Source organism: Immundisolibacter sp., assembly GCF_014359565.1.
Taxonomy (GTDB): Bacteria; Pseudomonadota; Gammaproteobacteria; order Immundisolibacterales; family Immundisolibacteraceae; genus Immundisolibacter.
This window is the reverse complement of record NZ_JACIZD010000006.1, coordinates 1-18498: the sequence shown is the minus strand read 5'-3', so window position 1 is coordinate 18498 and position 18498 is coordinate 1. Positions and strand designations below refer to the sequence as shown.

The 18498-nt window shown below is 62.7% G+C and carries 18 protein-coding genes; 16 read left to right on the top strand and 2 right to left on the bottom strand.

Features of this window, described 5'->3' with window-relative positions; genetic code table 11:
• Positions 1 to 11 precede the first annotated feature (11 nt).
• The 5 genes from H5U26_RS09130 to H5U26_RS09110 are packed head-to-tail and all read left to right on the top strand — an operon-like array spanning position 12 to position 3491.
• Entirely contained in the window at positions 12 to 353 is a 342-nt protein-coding gene (locus H5U26_RS09130; protein WP_290618876.1) for a hypothetical protein, read from the top strand.
• Between the two features lie 26 nt (positions 354 to 379).
• Complete coding sequence (locus H5U26_RS09125) at positions 380 to 919, top strand: glycine zipper 2TM domain-containing protein (RefSeq protein WP_290618874.1); 540 nt, start codon at positions 380 to 382, stop codon at positions 917 to 919.
• A 28-nt stretch (positions 920 to 947) separates the two neighbouring features.
• Positions 948 to 1448, top strand: coding sequence for a hypothetical protein (locus tag H5U26_RS09120; RefSeq protein WP_290618872.1), 501 nt, complete (start codon positions 948 to 950; stop codon positions 1446 to 1448).
• A gap of 12 nt (positions 1449 to 1460) precedes the next feature.
• Complete coding sequence (locus H5U26_RS09115; protein ID WP_290618870.1) at positions 1461 to 2138, top strand: response regulator transcription factor; 678 nt, start codon at positions 1461 to 1463, stop codon at positions 2136 to 2138.
• Positions 2139 to 3491, top strand: a complete 1353-nt coding sequence (locus H5U26_RS09110) for an ATP-binding protein (protein ID WP_290618868.1) — start codon at positions 2139 to 2141, stop codon at positions 3489 to 3491.
• A 198-nt stretch (positions 3492 to 3689) separates the two neighbouring features.
• On the opposite strand, the gene H5U26_RS09105 is transcribed toward H5U26_RS09110, so the two are convergent.
• On the bottom strand, positions 3690 to 4535 hold the full coding sequence (locus tag H5U26_RS09105) for an IclR family transcriptional regulator (protein ID WP_290618866.1): 846 nt from the start codon (positions 4533 to 4535) through the stop codon (positions 3690 to 3692).
• 211 nt (positions 4536 to 4746) lie between these two features.
• Here H5U26_RS09105 and aceB point away from each other — a divergent pair, with 211 nt between their 5' ends.
• The 10 genes from aceB to H5U26_RS09055 all read left to right on the top strand — a co-directional run bounded on the left by aceB (position 4747) and on the right by H5U26_RS09055 (position 15931).
• The gene (gene aceB / locus H5U26_RS09100; RefSeq protein WP_290618864.1) at positions 4747 to 6366 is read left to right on the top strand and encodes a malate synthase A; all 1620 of its coding nucleotides are present in this window, start codon (positions 4747 to 4749) and stop codon (positions 6364 to 6366) included.
• Between the two features lie 281 nt (positions 6367 to 6647).
• The gene (locus tag H5U26_RS09095; RefSeq protein ID WP_290618862.1) at positions 6648 to 8162 is read left to right on the top strand and encodes a DUF1302 family protein; all 1515 of its coding nucleotides are present in this window, start codon (positions 6648 to 6650) and stop codon (positions 8160 to 8162) included.
• 56 nt (positions 8163 to 8218) lie between these two features.
• Entirely contained in the window at positions 8219 to 9493 is a 1275-nt protein-coding gene (locus tag H5U26_RS09090; protein WP_290618860.1) for a DUF1329 domain-containing protein, read from the top strand.
• A gap of 55 nt (positions 9494 to 9548) precedes the next feature.
• Complete coding sequence (locus H5U26_RS09085; protein WP_290618858.1) at positions 9549 to 10739, top strand: aromatic ring-hydroxylating dioxygenase subunit alpha; 1191 nt, start codon at positions 9549 to 9551, stop codon at positions 10737 to 10739.
• Between the two features lie 41 nt (positions 10740 to 10780).
• Positions 10781 to 11152 (top strand): hypothetical protein, encoded by a 372-nt coding sequence (locus tag H5U26_RS09080; protein ID WP_290618856.1) that lies wholly within the window; start codon positions 10781 to 10783, stop codon positions 11150 to 11152.
• Between the two features lie 10 nt (positions 11153 to 11162).
• Positions 11163 to 11651 carry a nuclear transport factor 2 family protein gene (locus H5U26_RS09075; protein ID WP_290618854.1) on the top strand — a complete coding sequence of 163 codons (489 nt, stop codon included), beginning with the start codon at positions 11163 to 11165 and terminating at the stop codon, positions 11649 to 11651.
• A gap of 62 nt (positions 11652 to 11713) precedes the next feature.
• Entirely contained in the window at positions 11714 to 12781 is a 1068-nt protein-coding gene (locus tag H5U26_RS09070; RefSeq protein ID WP_290618852.1) for an LLM class flavin-dependent oxidoreductase, read from the top strand.
• Between the two features lie 105 nt (positions 12782 to 12886).
• Complete coding sequence (locus tag H5U26_RS09065) at positions 12887 to 13906, top strand: Gfo/Idh/MocA family oxidoreductase (protein ID WP_290618850.1); 1020 nt, start codon at positions 12887 to 12889, stop codon at positions 13904 to 13906.
• Entirely contained in the window at positions 13903 to 15357 is a 1455-nt protein-coding gene (locus H5U26_RS09060; RefSeq protein WP_290618848.1) for an amidase family protein, read from the top strand. Before H5U26_RS09065 ends, H5U26_RS09060 begins: the two co-directional genes overlap by 4 nt.
• A gap of 13 nt (positions 15358 to 15370) precedes the next feature.
• Positions 15371 to 15931, top strand: coding sequence for an isochorismatase family cysteine hydrolase (locus H5U26_RS09055; RefSeq protein WP_290618846.1), 561 nt, complete (start codon positions 15371 to 15373; stop codon positions 15929 to 15931).
• Positions 15932 to 15937: 6 nt separating this feature from the next.
• Here the strand turns inward: H5U26_RS09055 and H5U26_RS09050 are convergent, their stop codons facing one another.
• Positions 15938 to 16843, bottom strand: a complete 906-nt coding sequence (locus tag H5U26_RS09050; protein WP_290618844.1) for a GGDEF domain-containing protein — start codon at positions 16841 to 16843, stop codon at positions 15938 to 15940.
• Positions 16844 to 17140: 297 nt separating this feature from the next.
• Here H5U26_RS09050 and H5U26_RS09045 point away from each other — a divergent pair, with 297 nt between their 5' ends.
• Positions 17141 to 18313, top strand: a complete 1173-nt coding sequence (locus H5U26_RS09045; protein WP_290618842.1) for an acyl-CoA dehydrogenase family protein — start codon at positions 17141 to 17143, stop codon at positions 18311 to 18313.
• The last annotated feature ends 185 nt before the right edge of the window (positions 18314 to 18498 follow it).

Below are 18498 nucleotides of genomic sequence, written 5' to 3'. Positions count from 1 at the left end.
AGGGATATGCCATGACTACCGGAAGGGTACTTAAAAATCTGCTGCTGATGTCGGCCCTGGCTGGCGCGTTACTGCTCGCCGCGCCGACCCAGGCCGGCGAGCGTTACCTCGGCCAGCACCACGAGTATCGCCACCACGGCGGTGGCGGCCACTGGCGGGGCCATGATCGATACCACGGCGGGCATGGTTATCGGCATGGCTGGGGCTATCGTCCGTATGGTCATTACTACGCCCCGCCGCGCCACTACTACCCGTCGCACTACCACCGCCACTATCGCGGCTGTGGGCACGTCGGCTACTACGACAGCGGACTGGTCGGGTTCCTGGTCGACTACAGCCGTTACGACGACTGAGACGACGGGTGCGTGGAGGATATGACATGAAACTGGCACCACTGCTCCTGATCCTGCCCCTGTCTGCCGGCTGCGCCAGCAATGCCGCGGCCGGCTATCGGGGCGACCGTGACCACTACTACGTGGACGCCCGGGTGGTTCACGTCGAACCCATGTACCGCACGGTGCGCGTGGAGCAACCGCGGCGCGAGTGCTGGGACGAGGAGGTGTACGTCGAGCGGCCCGGTTATCGCTCGCACACCGGCGTCATCCTGGGCGGCATCGTCGGCGGCGTGCTGGGGCACGAGCTTGGCGGGCGTCACCACGAAGGGATAGCGACCGCCGCCGGCACGGTGCTGGGCGCTTCGGTGGGACGCGACCTGAGCAACCGGCGCCGCAGCGACGAGGGCTACTACACCTCGCGCGAACGCTGCGAGGTACGCCGCGAGTACACTTCCGAGCAGCGCATTGACGGCTACCGGGTGACCTACGCCTACGCCGGCCGCGAACACGTGACCATCACCGACTACGAGCCCGGTGACCGAATCCGCGTGCGCGTGGCGGTGCAGCCACAGGATGACTACTGAGCGCCCGCGCCGGGCGCGGGACAGCACCATGAAGCGCACACGACATGGCCTTCGCCTCGCAACCTGCCTGCTCGTGCTGGCGGCCAGCGGTCCGCTGTTAGCCGGTCCGGCACTGGGTGGCTCCGATGACCGGCGCGGCTACCAGCGTGGCGACGATCGGCGCGGCAGCTATCAGTCCGATGATCGGCGGGGCGAATACGGCAGCCGCGATCGCGGCTCGAGCCGGTCACGGTCCGGCGAGCGCACGCGGGCCCAGGAGCGTCCGCTGGGCACCTCGTACGATGACCACCGCGGACGCTCCGGCGACCATCAATGGGAACGCCGGGACGACCGGTACCGCAATCCGGACCAGCGCAACCGCCACGGCAGCGAGGCCCGGCGTGCCGCCGACGCCGTGCGCCGCGATGAACGCGGCCGGGTGCTGTCGTCGGAACCCACCGGCGATCGCGGCTACCGGGTGCGCGTGCTGACCCCGGACGGCTACGTGCGCGAGCGCTATGTCGACCCGCGCGACGACCGGCAGCGCTGAGCGAGCACCGACATGCGTGCCCTGGTGGTCGAGGACGACGTCGCGCTGCGCGAGCAACTGGTCGGTGGCCTGGTCGGGGCCGGCTTCGTGGTCGACAGCGCCGGCGACGGCATGGAGGCCGAGTACTACGGCCTGGAATTTCCCTACGACGTGGCGGTCATCGACCTTGGCCTGCCGCGGCGCGACGGCATGGCCGTTATCCGCCGCCTGCGTGCGCGCGGCAGCCGCTACCCGATCCTGATCCTGACCGCCCGCGACAACTGGCAGGACAAGGTGGCCGGCCTGGATGCCGGCGCCGACGATTACCTGGTCAAGCCCTTCGAGATGGCGGAGCTGATTGCCCGCCTGCGGGCGCTGATCCGACGCACCGCCGGCTGGGCCGACAGCGTCATCGCCTGCCCGCCGCTGCGGCTCGACACCCGCGAGCGGCGCGCCTACATCGACGACACCGAGCTCGACCTGACCGCCTACGAATACCAGGTGCTCGAGTACCTGATCCTGCATGCCGGCGAGGTGGTGTCCAAGACCGAGCTGACCGAACACCTGTACCCGGACGACGCCAGCCGCGACAGCAACGTGCTGGAAGTGTTCATCCGCCGTCTGCGCCAGAAGCTCGATCCGGACGAGCGCCTGAACCCGATCGAAACCCTGCGCGGGCGCGGCTACCGGCTGGCACTGCGCCGGGCCTGAATGGGGTCGATCCGGCGCCGCCTGCTGCTGTCGTCGCTGCTGGTGCTGGCGGTATTCCTGGGCGCCACCGCGGTGGCGCTGGACCGGGCCTATCGCGACAGTGCCGAAAACGCCCTGCGGGCCCGGCTGAAAACCGACATCTACGCCCTACTGTCGGCCGCCGAGCTGCGGCGCGGCACGCTGGAACTACCCCAGGATCTGCCCGAAAGCCGGCTCGAAGTGCCCGGCTCCGGGCGCTACGCCGAAGTCAGCGCCCGCGACGGCAAGGTGCTGTGGCGCTCGCCCTCGTCGGTGGGACTGAATCTGCCGTTCGTGCGCGGCCTCGCGCCGGGACGTGAATCCTGGACCCGCGTACGCGCCGACGGCGAGACGCTGCTGGCGTACAGCTTCGGCGTCGGCTGGGAAGTGCAGGGCGGCGCAGCGCAGCAGTTCACGTTTTCCACCGCCGCGCGCCTGGACGAGCTGGCGGCCGAGATCGGCCAGTTCGAAACCACGCTGATGCTGTGGCTGGGCGGCGCCGCCGGCCTGCTGCTGCTGACGCAGATGCTGATCGTGCGCTGGGGCCTGCGTCCGCTGCGGCAGGTGGCGGACGACCTGCGGGTCATCGAACGCGGCGAGCGCGACGATCTGGCCGGCCGCTATCCGGCCGAACTGTTGCCGCTCACGGACGGCCTGAATGCGCTGCTGCGCCACGAACGCGCGCAGCTGTTGCGCCAGCGAAACGCGCTGGCGGACCTGGCCCACAGCATCAAGACGCCGCTGGCGGTGCTACGCAACGCCGCGGCCGATGTGTCGCCGGCCCAGCAGCGCCTGCTGACCGACGCCGTCGACGCCATCGACGCCTCGCTGGCCTACCAGGCACGGCGTGCCGCTGCCTCCGGCCGCACCGCGTTCACCGCCGCAGTGGGCGTGGCGCAGGTAGCCGCCCGCATCATGGCCGGCCTGGACAAGGTCTATGCCGACAAGGGCGTGGCCGCGGAACTGGACGACCCGCACGGCGTACAGTTCGCCGGCGACGCGGGTGACCTGTACGAACTGCTCGGCTGCCTGCTCGACAACGCCTACAAGTGGTGCGAACGGCAGGTGTGGCTGAGCGTGCAGCCGACCGGCGACGACGGGATTGCCCCGCGCAATCTGGAACTGACGCTCGAGGACGACGGCCCCGGCGTGCCGCCGCCGCTGCGCGAGGCGGTCCTGGAGCGCGGTGCCCGCGCCGACCGGCGCGTTGCCGGCCAGGGCATCGGCCTTGCCGTGGTGCGCGACATCGCCATCGCCTACGGCGGCAGCCTCGACATCGACGACTCGCCGCGCCTGGGCGGGGCGCGGGTCACGGTGCGTCTGCCAGCCGGCTGACTGATCGACGCCCGATCCGTCGTGGGAGCGCCGAGAAATCCCTGCTGGATTTCTCGGCGCCCGCCCTCGGAAAGGCGGGCTTTTCCGAGGGCTTGTAACGCTCAGCGGAGCGCTGAATATTTCATCATGTACCCCACGGCCGGCAAGCCGGGAAAGTGAGTCTTTAAATACCCCACGTTACCTGGCAGCCAAACCACGTTACCTGGCAGCCAAACAAAGTTGCTCGGAAATCTTCTGGCCCGCGGCGACGATCAACGGAATGGTGCGCTGCACCCGTTCCTGCGAAAAACGCACCGATGGTGCTGACAGGCTGAGTGCGGCAGCCACGCCGCCGCTGGCGTCCGTAATCGGCACCGCTATGCAGCGCACCCCCACTTCCCGCTCCTCGTTGTCCATTCCATAACCAAGATGCCGAATCTTGATCAGTTCGCGCTCCAGGACGTCAAACGCGGTGATAGTGCCGGGGCTGAAGGCCGGCCATGGGCCGACACCCAGCAAACTGCGGACGCTGGTCAGCGGTAACCACGCCAGCAACACCTTGCCGACGCCGCTGCAATAAGCCGGTGTACGGGCACCCAGGCGCGTGAACATGCGCAGCATTTGCTGGCTTTCGACCTGGGCAATATAGACCGCGTCGGCCTGATCCCGGATGGCCAGGTTCACCGTCTCGCCAACCTCCTGCATCAGTGCCTTCATGACGGGAAGCGCAACGTCATTCAGTTGCAGACGCGGCACGAAGGCGCTGCCGACCTCAAACGCACGCACACCCAGCTGGTATTGGCCTGTTTGCTCGGACTGGGTGGCGAACCCCTGCTTCTGCAACGTATCCAGCAGACGAAACGCGGTACTGGCCGGCAACTTCACCCGCTGCGCCAGGTCGTTCAGGTTGTTATGAGGTGCCTGCGCCAGGGCCTCGAGCAGAGCCAAGCCCCGTTCGAGCGCCCGCACGCTCCCCCTCTGCGCAGCACTGGCACTACGTCGCCGGCCGGCGCGGGACGGCGTTGAAACGGTTTGGATTTCGGCCGTATGGCCATTGTTTTCCATATCGTGCGGTCTCCATCCGCGGACGAGCTGCTGTGAAGTATCGCATCGGCCCGCGCCTTGGTACCGATCCAAAGCTAAGTTTTTCGTCAAATGGAATATTACTTCGCCTATTGACAACAAAACAGTGCGACGTAGAGTTCAGCTCGCTCGTGTCATGAACATGGGCGTACCCCGCAGTTCCCACACACGCCCCCCTACCAAAAGGCCAAACATGAACAAAGTTACAATCCCGCCCGTACCGGCAGGCGTCGATCTTCGCGGCGACTGGAAGGCTTCCTATGCCGATGCCCTGAACCCATCGGCCATGCAGTTTGTCGCCGAACTACACCGGCGTTTCGATGCCTCGCGGCTGGAACTACTTGCTGTGCGGGCGCGACGCCAGGAGCAGTTCGACGCAGGCTACCTGCCGGACTTCCCAGCGCAGACGCAGGACCTGCGGGCGGCACAGTGGCAAGCAAACCCCGCGCCAGCCGACTTGCAGAACCGAAAAATCGAGATCACCGGGCCGGTGGAGCGCAAGATGATGATCAACGCGCTCAATTCAGGCGCCAAAGTCTTCATGGCGGACCTCGAGGACGCCAACGCACCCACATGGGACAACTGCCTGCAGGGCCAGGTAAACCTCATGGACGCGGTGCGCAGGACCATCCGCTACCAGCAGGAAGGCGGGCCCGAATACCGCCTCAAGCCAAGCACAGCCACTCTGGTTGTGCGTCCGCGCGGGCTGCATCTGCCTGAGCGCCATTTCTTCGTAGACGGCTCACCGGTTGCAGGCGCGTTGTTCGACTTTGGCCTGTACTGCTTCAACAACGCCCAGGAACTGTTGGCCAGGGACAGCGGGCCCTATTTCTACCTGCCCAAGCTTGAAAGCAACCACGAGGCGGCCTGGTGGAACCAGGTTTTCGACTTCACCGAAGACCGGCTCGGGCTGCCCCGAAGCAGCATTCGGGCAACAGTGCTGATCGAGACCGTCCTGGCGGCGCTGGAGATGGACGAAATCATCTACGCACTGCGCGAACACATCGTGGGCCTGAACGCGGGTCGCTGGGATTACATCTTCAGCATCATCAAGAAGTTCAACAGCCGCGCCGATTTTCTGTTGCCCGACCGCGCACAGGTCACGATGACCGTACCGTTCATGCGTGCCTACACCGAGCTGCTGGTTCAAACGTGCCACCGACGCGGTATTCACGCCATCGGCGGCATGGCCGCGTTCATTCCGAACCGGCGCGACGCCCAAGTCACAGAGCGCGCCCTGGCCGCGGTGCGAGCGGACAAACAGCGCGAGGCCGACGACGGCTTTGACGGTAGCTGGGTGGCACACCCGGATCTGGTTCCGGTCGCGCTGGACGTCTTCGAGACGAAGCTCGGGCCTGCAGACAATCAATTGCGGCGCCAAAGACCCGAGGTTGCCGTCACTGCCCAACAGCTGCTCGACGTCCACGTACCCGGCGCCACCATCACCGACGCAGGGGTGCACAACAACGTCTATGTGTCGCTGCAGTACCTGACCGCCTGGTTGCAAGGCTCCGGCGCGGTGGCCATCAACAACCTGATGGAAGACGCCGCCACAGCAGAAATCGCCCGCGCCCAGCTGTGGCAGTGGATTCATCACGGCGCCTCGACCGACACCCACAACCCCATAACCCTGGCCTCGGTCACCGAACTAGCCGACCGCGCATGCGCGGACCTCGCGCCCACCCTCTCGCCACTAGGGCGCACCGCGCTAAGGCAAGCGCGCACCATTTTTGACCACTTAGTCTTCGACCAATACTTCCACGAGTTCCTCACCCTGCAGGCGTACGACGCATTAACGAACGATAAAAATTAAAAACGATTTCCGTAAAAGTAAGCCTGCGCTTGAGTTTCCGCGCTGCATACCCGGCCGTTGCGACCCGAACCGCCCAGCGGTCGCGGCGGCCGACAACATGGCACACCAAATGCTTAAACCAATATGAAATACATTTTTGAATTGACTTCGGCCTATCCCACCATGCAATCGTTCACGTTACTGACTAGTTCTCGACCAAAACCGGCCTTCGTCCCCGCGTGACATGACACTGCCTTGACCACGTAGCGACTCATACCCATCGACCTCCAGGGAGAACAGCAATGAAGCCAGGTCCGACCGCAACGCCCATTCGTCCGCTAGCCATATGCGCAGTCATGATTGCCGCGTCTTCGTCCGCAAATTCAATCACCCTGGAACTTTCTCCCGAGGTCGAGCTGAACCTCACCGGCTATGCGCGCGGATGGTTCGCCATGAACCTGCAAGACCATCCGGAACTCGGCGCCGACGGCAAACCGGTAGACGGAAAAGGCGACCTCAGCATGGCCCGCTTCAGCACCTTGCTGCAGTTACAAACGCAACTTGGACCAACCAATTGGGTAGCAATCGGACGTTTTTCCCGAGAGGCCAACACGGGCTACTTGGATGATCTGGAGGATGCAGCCGACGCAAAAGGTACGCCAGTGGATCTGCTCGAACACTACGACGCCGACGAACTGCGTGAGCTTTACATGGACGCAAACCTCACGGAGCGCCTCCGCCTGCGTCTTGGCAAGCAACAGGTGGTGTGGGGCGAGACAGACTTCTTTCAAGCCATGGACGTAATCCACGGTTACGACAATAGCATCGTCCAGTTTCAAGCCGAAAACGAAGAGTGGCGAAAGCCCTTGTGGCTAGTCAATCTCGAATACTCCATATTTGAATGGAATGGCTCACTACAGGCGGTGATACGTCCTGGATTAGACAGTGGTTCAGATATGGGAAACACCTATGATCTGTTCGGTGGCCGTTGGGCTGGCCAGCCTAACAAGGGCACCAACACCTTGCGCATCTTTCCCTACAATTTCCATCATGAAAAAGGCGACGAGGATGATCCATCCTACGGTGCGCGCTGGGTCGGCGACATCAGCAACCTGACCTATTCCCTCAACTATTATCACACAATGCAGCAGGAGGCGGTTCTGAATTTCATTGGCAATCCATACGGAAACGCCCCTAAAAACGGACTAGGGGAATTCATTTTCCCCGATGTAGACATTTTTGGCGGAACAGTGAGTGGCCCAATATGGGGCGGAGTCTGGCGTTCTGAGATAGCCTATACCCCGAACAAGCCCTATAACTTTGGCCTGATCGGCACGCCCAATGCCGGTGCCGGCGGCGTGATCGAAAAAGACACGGCTCGCCTCATGCTTGGATATGATCGATCCATACGCTCTATCGGCCCGCAAACCAGCGGTCCCCCGCAGCTCACTTTACAGCTCTTTGATACCTGGATTGTCGACTACGACCGATCCGACCAGATCACCGATTTCACCGCCAGAAAGAAAGAGCATTCCATCGTAGGAACGGCGCTATTTTCCATGAATTTTCGCCATGATTCCCTATCGCCTTCACTGGTCTTGATTCATGACGTAAGCTATGGTGGAGGGGTGGTTATCCCCGGAATCGAATACAAGCCCGGCAACCATTGGCGCATCAAGGGCGAAACGTATTTATTTTACAAAAGTCAGGACACGTGCTCGACATCGCCCTCGGGAAAGGGGCTGGGTTGCACGCACACCTTTGGCACGTTTGACAACAACAACCAGCTGGTCGCAAGAGTGACATATCAATTCTAGCCAACACACACGCAAAGCGAACCACCGAACCTCACTGACTTGGAGTTTTATATCTCATGAAAACGATATGGCCGTCTCTCCGCACCACCACTTCATTGGCCCTAGCCATGATTGGCATGAGCTCAGCGACAGCTAATGCCAAAGAGTTACCCCCAGGATTCGTTATCGAATCCAGCAACATTGACGCCGTTTGGGAGGATACATTTGAAGGCCATAAAATCAAGGACTTGCTCACCGGACAAATGGCGATGTGGGTTCGTAACCACGGCCTCAAAATGCCATTGCGTCGTCATGAAACTATTGAGCTGGACCCAAGATACATAGCAGCAACCAATCAGAATTCCGGGAAGGCGATCTTTGACCCTGCTTCGAAAACCGTGACTGGGCATGTGGCCGGCATTCCATTTCCAACCGTGGACATGACTGACCCCAACGCGGCATATAAACTGATCTGGAATCACCGACTTGCGAACCCAGTCATTCCAGATGTCTGGATCGCCGATGCGCCAATCGCCATTACCGCAAAAAAAGATGGCGTAATCAGGAGCTTGCGTGGAAGCAACTATCGTTTTCGCATGAGCGGCCGTTATACAGGCACCGATTCCAAATTGGGCAGCGGGCTGGAGCACATTCGATTGGTACTAGCCCTTAGCAAGCCGTACGACGTTGCCGGCATAGGTAATTTCCAAATGCAATATGCGGATGGGCGCCCAGACGATGTTTGGGTGTACGTAAAATCCCTTCGGCGAGTGCGTCGAGTGTCCGGTAGTGGCGTATGGATGGATCCTCAGCCGCAAATGGACCTGCTTAACGATGACAATCAGGGGATTGACGCATGGCCATTGTGGTATAAGGATTTTAAGTTGATCGAAAAACGCTGGCTTCTTGCCGTAATGCATGCGCCCGACCCCAATCTGCCACACGAACTCAAAGATCGGCTCGACATGCAACCACCCTATTGGAACCCGATCAACGTCGAGTGGGAGCCCCGGGAAGTTTATGTGATCGAAGCAACTCCTCCCGCCGAGCACCCGTACGGCAAAAAAACTCTTTATATGGAAACGAGCTTTCCAACTTTCGTTCTGTCCGAAATTTATGACAAGAAGGGGCAATTCTGGAGAATTTGGCGGCAATCCTATGCGCCAATTAAAAGCGTTGACGGATATCCGGGATTGGGCTTTACTCACACTCAGGCAATTGATTTTCAGTTTGAGAGGGCCACCTATATTGATTCGCAGAATTATAAAATTAACGACCCCACCTTAAAAGAAGAAAATTTTAGTGCAAATATTCTGTCTACATTCGCAGCTGGGAAAGATGGCATGAACTAGACCCGCGCAATGTCGATCACATCGGTCTTATTGACCCTACCGAAGGAGATTTATCATGAATAAATTGGCCGATCATGTCTGGGCTCGCACCTTCCCGAACTTGGGGACAGACCCCGTTCCAGTTGATCCCTGCATTTCCGATGAATATTTTCATCGCGAGAAAGAAAAGTTGTTCAAGCGTGTGTGGTTAAAGGTTGGTCGCATAGAGGAATTCAGTGGACCTGGCTCATGGAAGCTCAAGCCGATGCCCATCTGGGACACAACCATCATTCTTGTGCGTGGAAACGATAACCGAATCAGGGGGTTTCACAATACCTGCTCGCATCGTGGTAACCGCGTGATATGGGCGGAAGAAGGCCGCGGCCGCAGCCGCAGCTTTTTCTGCCACTTTCACGGTTGGACCTACGACACCCAGGGTCAGTTGACCGATGTGCCGCAGGAGGAAGAGTTTTTTGACAGCTTCAAGCGCTGCGACAACGGCTTGACACCGGTAGCGGTGCAGGTCTGGGAGGGCTTTGTATTCGCCCACCTTGATCCGCAGCCGCCTCAGTCGCTTGAGGATTTTCTGGGCGAGGCCGGCACACGCTACAGTGGCTTTCCGTTTGGCGAAATGACCGCTGTCTACAGCTACCGCACAGTCCTGAACTGTAACTGGAAGGTGGCGCAGGATGCCTTTTCGGAGGCCTATCACGTGTCCACCATTCACGCTGGCTCGTTCCCGGACGGCTTCGCGGCCAAGATCTGGGACGTCGAGCTGTTCGGCCCTCATCGCAGCAGCGCCATATACATGACCGAGAAAGGCCCCAAACCGACGCCGGTCGCTAGTCTTGCCCATCGCCTAGGCACGTCTTCCATCGCCAAGCCCGGCGCACGGACCGAGTTGCCGCCGCGAATCAATCCGCGCCGCGACCCGACATTTGCGTTCGACTTGGCCGTGTTGTTTCCAAATTTTCTGGTCCACGTCATGGATGGCCTGTATTTCACGCACCAGTTCGAGCCGATCGCGGTCGACAAGACGCTGTGGGAGGGAATCCAGTATTTCCGTCCCCCGCAAAACGCCGGCGAACGCTTCAGCCACGAGTATGGGCAGGTGTTGCAACGCAATGCCTGGCTGGAGGACACCGCCACGATGGAAGCCACGCATGCCGCATTGAAGTCCGGCGCCAAAAAATTCATGCATCTGCAGGACCATGAAATTCTAATTCGCCACGGCTACAAGGCCGTTGATGATTACGTCAACGGCTAGAGGCCTACACGCGCGTTTGCGGAACCAAAGGAGTGATTCTCATGACCGAAAGCGTACTGCCAGAAGCTTTTTCCGAACTCGAATGCTGGGTGGAGCGCTGGGCGCTCGATACCCAGAACGCTCGCGAGGCTGCAAGGCGCGCCAGCAGCAGTGCCGACCTGCAGGCGTTTTACGACGCCATGGTCGGCCAGATGGAAGCCATCATCGCGCACCTGAATACCTTCCCGCTGGGGGACATGCCGCCGCCGCAGGCGCGGCTGCTCTATCTGACTTTGTCGCTGGCCGAAGTGGCACCTCATGTAGAGCTATATCGTGGCAACCCCAGGGTGCCATACAGTTTCGAGGAGGAACGCTTCGTCGCAGACCATGGGGCCGTGCCCAACTACCTCGGCAATATCTACGCCAGTGCATGAGGGGCCGCCCATGGAACAGCAACTGGCGGCCTTGGCCGCGCAACTGCGGCAGCTGCAGGATATGGAGGCCATCCGCGGCCTGATCGGTCGCTACGCCATCGGCGCTGACCGCAAGAACGACCCGACCATCATGGGACCCCTGTTTGCTGAAGACGGCGTGTGGGAATGTGAGGGCTTTGGCCGTTTCGAAGGCCGCGAGACGATAGCCAAGGCCCTGTCCGAAACCGCACAAAAGCAGATTCTGTGGACACTGCACTACATGGTCTCACCAACCGTTGATCTTGATGGCGACTGCGCGCGGGGCAGCTGGTACCTGTGGGAAACCGCCACGGTGGCCAGCACCGGTAGCGAGCCGACTTCGGTTTGGTGTGGTGGCACTTACGATGCCACCTTCATCCGCCGCGACGAGCGCTGGTACTTCCATCATGTACGCCTGAATGTTCGACTTGCGACGCCGTTCGACCAGCCGTGGGGTCTTAATCCGCGAACCGGGCTTTGACCAAATTACGCATGTAAATCATCGTGTGCTGATCCGAGCACCGCTAATTCAAGGGAGACGATATGTCCGACCTACGTTTCGGTATTTATTGCGAAATGCAAACCGCGCCCGAAAAGCCCCACGCCGATCTGATCTGGGAGGTTTTTCGTTTGATGGAGCACGCCGATAGCCTAGGCTACTCGGTATTCAGCTTGATCGAGCACCACTGTTTTCCGAGCTTTGGCATTTCCGCCAATCCATTGGCAATGTTCAGCGCGGCCGCACAGCGCACGCGGCAACTGCGCTTTCGGACTCTGTGTCATACCTTGCCATTGCACAACCCAATCGTGCTGGCGGGCGAAATAGCAGAAGCAGACATTCTCACCGACGGCCGTCTTGAAATTGGCGTTGGTCGGGGACATGGCTGGCTCTACGAGCCGCTCAGCATTCCCATGGAAGAAAGTCAGCAGCGTTACCGGGAATCACTGGACATTTTGCACCTGGCGTGGAGCGAGGAACGCTTCAGCTACCACGGCAACTATTACAACGTGGATAACGTGTCCGTGGTTCCGAAGCCCTTGCAGCGGCCCTATCCAAAAATTTATATGACCGGCACCAGCGGCCAGGCTTTCACGCAGGCGGCCGAGCGTGGTTGGGGTATCTGCTGCGGCGGGCCAGCGCCATTCGAGGTATTTGAGTCCAGTATTGAAACTTACCGCAAGGCCTGCGTGCAGTATGGCACCCAGCCCGACTTCGGCTATATACGCGGCGTATTCCTTGCCGATGACGAGAATACCGCGCATCGTGAAGCGCGCGATGCCATTCTGAATTTCTACGAATTCAACATCCGTCCGCACGATTCGCTGCTCGGGGACGAAGCCCTCAAGGAGCGGCTCAAAAACAGCGGGTATGGCTTTTATGCCAGTGATCTGCTGCAGGGCATGCGTCATTTCAGCTACGAGGAACTCCTGGAGCGCGAAATGGTCTGGGTCGGTACGCCCGCCCAGATCACCCGCAAGCTCGAGGACTTCCATGCCAAGGTGAAGTTCAACGAGTTCAATATCGTCAGCCATTATGGCGACATCGCACCCTGGAAGGCGTATCGCACGCAGGAACTGTTCGCGCGGTCAGTAATGCCAGCCTTCCTCTGATATCGAGACGAAGAGTCCTTTTGGCGCCCTCCCGGCGGGAAACAATGCCCGCCCGAAGGGTCAGTCGCCGAACGTCGTTATTCGTAGTTTCGTAGTGGGGAATCCGTGAATCAAACCAAACCTGTACGCTGGGGTATTCTGGGCTGCGGCTGGATAAGCAGCGACGCGATCGCTCCTGCGCTGGCTGCGCTGCCGGGCGCGCGCTTGCACAGTGCCTGCAGCCGCGATGCGGAACGCGCTGCGCGTTTTTGTGCGCCTTACGAGGCCCGACCTTATTCTGATTTGCAGCAGTTTCTTGCCGATCCGGAACTCGACGCGGTATTCATTGCAACCCCCAACGACAGGCACGTGGCTGACGTGCTGGCCTGCGCCGCCGCCGGCAAACATGTGCTGTGCGACAAGCCGCTCGCTCCCACCGCAGCGGACGCGCAGCGCGCGCTGCAGGCATGCCAGGATGCGGGCGTCAAGCTCGGGGTGGGCTACCAGATGCGTTTCAACCCGGTGCATCAGGAAATGGCCCGCCGAATCGCCACTGGCGAACTGGGGCGGATTGCCTACGCGCATGTCCAAGCGTGTTTCCGCTATCCATTTCCACCGTCCGAATGGCGCCGTCACCTGTCCACCGCCGGCGGTGGCTGGGCCACCGCGGACTTGGGCACGCACCTGGTCGATTTGCTGCTGTGGCTGCTGGGCCCCGTGTCCCGGGTGCAGGCGCAGATGGATAACGGCGCGTATGGCTACGAAACCGAAGATACCTGCTCGGCGGTTCTGCACTTTGCCTGCGGTACGCTGGCCACGCTGACCTGCTCTACCGCCGTCACCGCCCCGCGCAGCGAACTTGCTTTTTACGGAGAACAGGGCTGCGTGGTGGGCGAGAACACCATCGGCATCGGCACCTGGGGCCGGCTGCTTGCCGGCGGCGACCAGGGCCTAACTGAGTGCCCGCTCGAACTGCCCGCCGCCGGTCCCTATCACTTGGAATTAGCCGCTTTCAGCGAGGCTCTGAGAGCCGGCACCGAGCCGCCGGTGCCTGGCGGGGCCGGGCTCGCCGCCGCGCGGGTGATCGACGCCATTCGCCAGTCAGCCCGCGAAGGTCGCCGACTGAGCCTCGACCAGACGCCATGACCATGTGGCACACCCAAGGCATCGCCGAGCTCGGCCGGGCGATGGTGGATGGCCGGCTGAGCGCGAGTGAACTGACACAGCACTTCCTGGACCGCATCGGCGCGCTGAATCACGCCGGACCGGCGCTGAACGCCGTGCGGGAGGTCAACCCGCAGGCGCTGGACACCGCCCGCAGCCTGGACGACGAGCGGCGCGCCGGCCTGGTGCGCGGCCCACTGCACGGTATTCCGGTTTTGCTCAAGGACAACATCGCCACCGGCGACGGCATGGCCTGCACGGCCGGCTCGCTGGCCCTGGCCGATCTGCGGCCACGTCAGGATGCCGAGCTGGTGCGCCGCCTGCGGGTGGCGGGCGCGGTAATTCTGGGCAAATGCAACATGACCGAGTTCGCTGACTATCTGGGCGACGTGATGCCGTCCGAGTTCAGTTCCGCCGGTGGCGTGGTGCGCCATCCTTACGGCAAGCGTTACGACCGCGGCGGCGGCTCCAGCGTCGGGCCGGCCTGCGCGGTGGCAGCCGGGCTGTGTGCCGCGGCCATTGGCAGCGAGACGCAGAACTCCATCCAGACGCCGGCCAGCCAGTCCGGCGTGGTGGGTCTCAAACCCACCGTTGGTCTGGTCAGTCGCACTGGCGTTGTGCCGCTCGCCATGAGTCAGGATACGGCAGGGCCACTCACCCGCAGCGTCGCGGACGCGGCACTGCTGCTGTCAGCCCTGGCCGGCGTGGACCTGGGCGACAGCCTCACGCTGAGCGCGGCGCCGCACATCCAAGCCGATTACGCACGATTCCTTGATCCGCATGCGCTGCGTGGGGCACGTATCGGTGTGCCTCGACAGGTCTATTTCGGCCGACCCGGTCAGGAAGCGGCCGAGGAAATTATCGAAGAGGCCATCGCCACGTTGCGCGCGGCCGGGGCCATCATCGTCGATCCGGCCGATGTGCCCACCGCTCAGGAGGTCGCCCGCCTTCGCTCCAGCGTGTTCGCCCGCGAGTTCAAGGTCGGCCTGAATGCCTTTTTGGCGAGCCAAGGCGATGCAGCGCCCGTCTGCACGCTGGCCGACATCATCGCCTTCAATGCCGCGCATCCAGGCCAGTGCCTCGCCTACGGTCAGGCACTGGCGGAGAACGCCGAGCGCACCAATGGCCTCGATGACCCCGCGTACCACACCGACCGCCTACGGGATATCACGCTCACACGCGAGCTCGGCGTCGACGCCGTGTGCCGGCAGTACGGGCTCGATGCGCTGCTGACGCCGGGTGGCGTGGCCGCCAAGCTGACCGGCAAGGCCGGCTACCCGGCCGTGACGGTACCGGCGGGCTTTGCCGACGACGGCACGCCGGTGGGCATCAGCTTCATCGGCCCGGCGTTCAGCGAGGGGCGGCTGCTGGCGCTGGCGCACGCCTTCGAGCACGCGCGCGGCGAGCTGGCGACGATCCCGGACGGACTTTGACCGCCAGTCCGACATGCGCGCACTGCTCATCATCGACATGCAGAACGATTTCGTGCTACCCGACAGCCCAGTGACGGTGGCGGGGGCGCTCGCCACGGTGCCGACCATTCGCCGCCTGCTCGACGCGTTTCGCGCGCGAAGTTGGCCGGTGCTGCACATCACCCGTGCCTACCGGGCGGATGGCAGCGACGTCGAGGCGTTTCGGCGAGACGCATTCCTGCGCGGGCCACAGTACCTGCTGCCGGGCTCACCGGGCGCGCAGATCGTGCACGAGCTCGCCCCTGTGCCGGGCGAACATGTGCTGATCAAGCCGCGCTTCAGCGCCTTCATGGGCACACCGCTGGACCTGCTGCTGCGCAGACTGGGCGTGGATGAACTCGTGGTCAGCGGCACGCAGTACCCGAACTGCATCCGCGCCACTGTGCTGGACGCGGTGTGCCTGGATTACGCGGTCACGCTGGTGACGGACGCGTGTTCCGCCCAGACGGACGCCGTGGCGCAGGCCAATATCGCGGACATGGCCGCCATCGGCGTGGATTGCCGGACCGCACGGCAGTTCCTGGGGATTGCCTGAACCGACTCAGTCGGCGCTGCACACGCAGTTGCGGCCGGCCTGTTTGGCGGCGTACAGCGCCCTGTCGGCTCGCTCGAAAAGGGTCTGGCCGCTGTCCGCGTCGCGCAGGGGCGCGAGGCCAATGCTCAGCGTCGGGCGGGCGGCGCCGGCATCCGCCGGCAGCTGGTCGACGCGGCTGCGCAGGCGCTCGGCGACTTCCCGCGCCGTAGTCGCGTCGCCGCCGACCAACAACACGGCGAACTCATCGCCGGCGTAACGAAACACCTGATCCGAGTCGCGTACACCGGCCCGCAGCATGCCGGCCACCTGTTGCAGAGCCCGGTCGCCCGCGCTGTGCCCGGCCCGATCATTGATGTGCTTCAGGTTGTCGACGTCGACCATCAGCAGCGTCAAATGGGTGCCATACCGCAGGGCACGGCTGATCTCGCGGGGCAGTGCGTCGTCGAAAACGCCCCGGTTGGAAAGCCCGGTCAACGGGTCTGTGGCCGCGTCATGCTGGGCACGCCGGTACAGCAGAGCATTGCGCAGCGGATAGACGATCACGCCGATCAACTGCTCCAGCATCGCCAGTTCTGGCTCTTCGAAGCGCTGGCGGCGGGCGATGCGCAGCGTGCCCAGCGGTACTTCCTCGACCTGCAGCTGGTAGGTGCAGGAATGGCGACCACCCGAGCCGTGAGCAATGGCATGCCATTGACCGGCAAGCTCATGCCGGAAACTGAGGCTGTCGTACGGCAAGACCTCGCCAAGCCGACGCGAGAAGTGATCGATCAGCGCATCCAGATCGAGATGCCGCGACAGGGTCGCGGCCAGCTCGAGCGCGTGACGGGCCAGATCAACCGGTTTGCGGGGGAGCGGCTTCGCCTGCGCCGGTGCCGTCTGCGAGTGATCGGACAGAATATTGATCAGCTTCATGTCCTGTTATGTCCCTGATTCGCCAGCCGGAATTCCGTCCAGCGTCGGGGGCTTCCAAAGCAGCTTGTATGCCAACCGCCGAAGACACAAGGCGCCAAAATAACAAAGGCTTGTATTTGCTTGCTCACACGCGATTTACCATCGACTTGCCGCCCGACCGCGGCGGAATGTAAACACGCGGCAGTGTGCCAGAACTCCGACGCCCGACTGGCGGCGCGTGACACACACCGTCGAAATTCCGGCGCAGGCACGGGGCGAGGATAGAATCCCGGGCCGGCACACCCAGGAGGCCCGCGGATGTTCGATTTCTCCCCGCGCCCCGAGATCGAGGCGCTGGTGACTCAGGTCCGAGGCTTCGTCGATGCGGTCGTCATCCCGCGCGAAGCCGATGTCGCTGCCGAACCGGGCCGGCTGGAAAGCGTCCGCGCCGAATTGCAACAGGCGGCGCGCGCGGCCGGTGTGTTCGCGCCGCGCGTGCCGGTCGAATACGGCGGCCTGGGTCTGGACTGGCGCGACAGCGCGCTGGTGTTCGAGGCCGCCGGGCGCAGCCTGCTCGGACCGCAGGCGCTCAACTGCGCGGCGCCGGACGAGGGCAACATGCACCTGCTGCATGCCGTCGGTACGGCCCAGCAGCGGGCCCGTTACTACGCGCCGCTGGCGCGCGGCGACATACGCTCCTGCTTTGCCATGACCGAGCCGGCACCGGGTGCCGGTTCCGATCCGGCCATGCTGCTCACGCGCGCCGTGCGCGATGGCGACGGCTGGGTGATCGACGGCGACAAGTGGTTCATCAGTGGCGCGCAAGGCGCGGCATTTGCCATCTGCATGGCGCGTACCGACGACGGCCCGACCCTGTTCCTGGTCGACGCCGACAACCCCGGTTACCAGATCACCGCGCTCACGCCAACGCTCGACCACGCCTTCCCCGGCGGCCACTGCGAGATGCGCTTCGCCGATTGCCGGGTCGGTGCCGATGCGGTGCTGGGCGAGATCGGCAAGGGCTACGACTACGCTCAGCTGCGCCTGGGGCCTGGGCGCCTGACGCACTGCATGCGCTGGCTGGGCATCGCCGGACGCGCGCTCGACATCGCCATGGACTACGTCAACCGGCGCGAGTCGTTCGGCAAGCGCCTCGCCCAGCACCAGGAAATGCAGCGCCTGGTGGCCGAATCGGCCATCGAGATGCACGCCTCGCGGCTGATGATCTGGCAGGCCGCCTGGTGCCTGGACCGCGGCCAGCAGGCCCTGCACGAGACCAGCATGACCAAGGTGTTCGTGGCCGAGGCCGTCAATCGCATCGTTGATCGGGCGGTGCAGATGTGCGGGGCGCGCGGCATCAGCGAGTACCTGCCGCTGGCCAATTTCTATCGCGAGATTCGCGGCTTTCGCATCTACGACGGTGCCACCGAGGTGCACCGCGCCAGCATCGGCATCCGCCTGCTACGCGAGGCGGCCAAGGGCAGCCGTTAGGGAATCGCTGATCAATCCACCGAAACCGGCGCCGTGGACATGACGGCGCCAACGCGTGACCGAGCTGGGGGAAAAACGGCCCGTTTTCGGATGTGGATTGGGTAAATGTACGCGTTTCAGCCGGGTATTTCGGGTTTTGGGCTCCCTCAGGACGCACTGAGGCTGTGCCGCGCCCGCAAACGCCA